Here is a 2500-nt window from a genome sequence, read left to right as displayed (position 1 = left end):
GTAGGATCAGCGACTGGGGTGAAGTCGTAACAAGGTAGCCGTAGGGGAACCTGCGGCTGGATCACCTCCTTTCTAAGGATGTTCCTGGCATCTTGAGCTTGCTCTTGATCGTGGAACACTTAGCAGAAGATCAACAAACAAAGTTGGTCAAACTCATGGACCGAGCCGTCCTCATATCTCTTCAGAACATATCAGGCCCGCAACGCTGTGAGGTCTGGCCCTCCGTCGTCGCTTGCTAGCAAACGACGTAATCGGGCAACGTCGATTTTGCTTTTGCAAAATCAACTGGGTCGGTAGCTCAGGTGGTTAGAGCGCACGCCTGATAAGCGTGAGGTCGGAGGTTCAAGTCCTCCTCGACCCACCAAAAACTTTTGGGGCCTTAGCTCAGCTGGGAGAGCGCCTGATTTGCATTCAGGAGGTCAGGAGTTCGATCCTCCTAGGCTCCACCATTTGCCTTCGATTTGACCGTTAAGCACCATTTTGGTTCTTCACCGTCCAATCGGACGTCGCTTCTTCGGAAGTTTTGACATCGTTTAGAGAGAAATCAATCAACACTGTTTGATCGTGCCGAGTGTGGCACTGATCTCGGTCGGTTCTGCCGTTTGGCGGACGGCACGGTTTGGGTCTAGCCGGCCCTGTCTCGTGTATCCCGGTCGAAACGAACAGAGTTGTCCAAGTCTAATATACTAACCCGAGCGACCTGCGTTGATCAGCTGCACGGCTGAGAGACCATATGGGGTTGCTCAATTGTCCTCGTCCAAGTGGCGGGGGCGGGAAATGTATGTTTTTGGTTCAGAAGAACAGATGACCTTTAGTTACCAGCTGGGTCATCGTGATTGATTTGATTACTAGCGCAGCTTTGGTTGTGTGCGGTCAAACGCACTCAAGTCGCCGAAGAGGCGGTAGTGCCAATATCAAGTCTTTCTTTTTCTGGATCAAATCAAGCGCGAGAAGGGCGTTTGGTGAATGCCTTGGCAGCAAGAGGCGATGAAAGACGTGATACTCTGCGATAAGCCATGGGGAGCTGAGAATAAGCTTTGATCCATGGATTTCTGAATGGGGCAACCCACTTGAAAGCTCTCTATTGTTACCCTCTGGGTAATCAATAGGTGGCTTAATCAAGTATTTATGACCTGAATACATAGGGTTATAAAGGCAAACCCGGGGAACTGAAACATCTAAGTACCCGGAGGAAAGGAAATCAATTGATACTCCCCTAGTAGCGGCGAGCGAACGGGGACCAGCCGAGCCGGATAAGTGAGAAGAACATGTTGGGAAGCATGGCCATAGCGGGTGACAGCCCCGTATTCTAAGCTTTGACGGACGTATTAAGTAGGGCGGAACACGTGAAATTCTGTCTGAAGATCGGAGGACCACCTTCGAAGGCTAAGTACTCCTTGCTGACCGATAGTGAACCAGTACCGTGAGGGAAAGGTGAAAAGCACCCCGACGAGGGGAGTGAAACAGTACCTGAAACCGAACGCCTACAATCAGTCGGAGGATCCTCGAGATCTGACGGCGTACCTTTTGTATAATGGGTCATCGACTTGGTCTCACGAGCAAGCTTAAGCCGTTAGGTGTAGGCGTAGCGAAAGCGAGTCTTAATAGGGCGTATGAGTTCGTGGGATCAGACCCGAAACCGAGTGATCTAGGCATGGCCAGGTTGAAGGTAAGGTAACACTTACTGGAGGACCGAACCCACATCCGTTGAAAAGGATCGGGATGAGCTGTGCCTAGGGGTGAAAGGCCAATCAAACTCGGAGATAGCTGGTTCTCTGCGAAATCTATTTAGGTAGAGCGTCATCCGAATACCCCGGGGGGTAGAGCACTGGATGGGTAATGGGGCCCCACAGGCTTACTGATCCTAACCAAACTCCGAATACCCGGGAGTACTAGATGGCAGACACACTGCGGATGCTAACGTCCGTAGTGGAGAGGGAAACAACCCTGACCTACAGCTAAGGCCCCCAATTCATGGCTAAGTGGGAAAGCAGGTGGGACGACCAAAACAACCAGGAGGTTGGCTTAGAAGCAGCCATCCTTTAAAGATAGCGTAACAGCTCACTGGTCTAAATAAGTTGTCCTGCGGCGAAGATGTAACGGGGCTCAAGCCATGAGCCGAAGCTTAGGATGCCGTAAGGCATGGTAGCAGAGCGTAGTGTGACATAAGACTTATCCTGTATTGCCGCCGGTCATTTGGTGCGCGTAAGCGCTCAAGTAGCCGAATAGGCGGTAGCGCAGGATCGAGTCTTTTCGATGAAGCCGGCGCGTGAGCGATCCGGTGGAGAGATCACTAGTGAGAATGATGACATGAGTAGCGACAAAGAGTGTGAGAGACACTCTCGCCGAAAGTCCAAGGGTTCCTGCTTAAAGCTAATCTGAGCAGGGTAAGCCGGCCCCTAAGCCGAGGCCGAAAGGCGTAGGCGATGGGAACTAGGTTAATATTCCTAGGCCGTGGAGTGGTGACGGATCTCAGAGGTAGTTCATCCTTATCGGATTG

At 51.5% G+C, this 2500-nt stretch carries 2 tRNA genes and 2 rRNA genes (1 of these 4 cut by a window edge); all 4 read left to right on the top strand.

Annotated elements, in window-relative coordinates:
* Positions 1–72 (top strand): 16S ribosomal RNA (locus AC2FJZ_RS22225); it begins 1392 nt to the left of the window's first position.
* Between the two features lie 215 nt (positions 73–287).
* Positions 288–364, top strand: a tRNA-Ile gene (locus AC2FJZ_RS22220).
* A gap of 9 nt (positions 365–373) precedes the next feature.
* Positions 374–449, top strand: a tRNA-Ala gene (locus tag AC2FJZ_RS22215).
* 489 nt (positions 450–938) lie between these two features.
* Positions 939–2500 (top strand): 23S ribosomal RNA (locus tag AC2FJZ_RS22210); the annotation flags it as partial.

This window comes from Ruegeria sp. CDSA079 (genome assembly GCF_059612245.1).
Note: the sequence above shows the minus strand (reverse complement) of the source record. Positions and strands in the feature narration are given on the sequence as shown.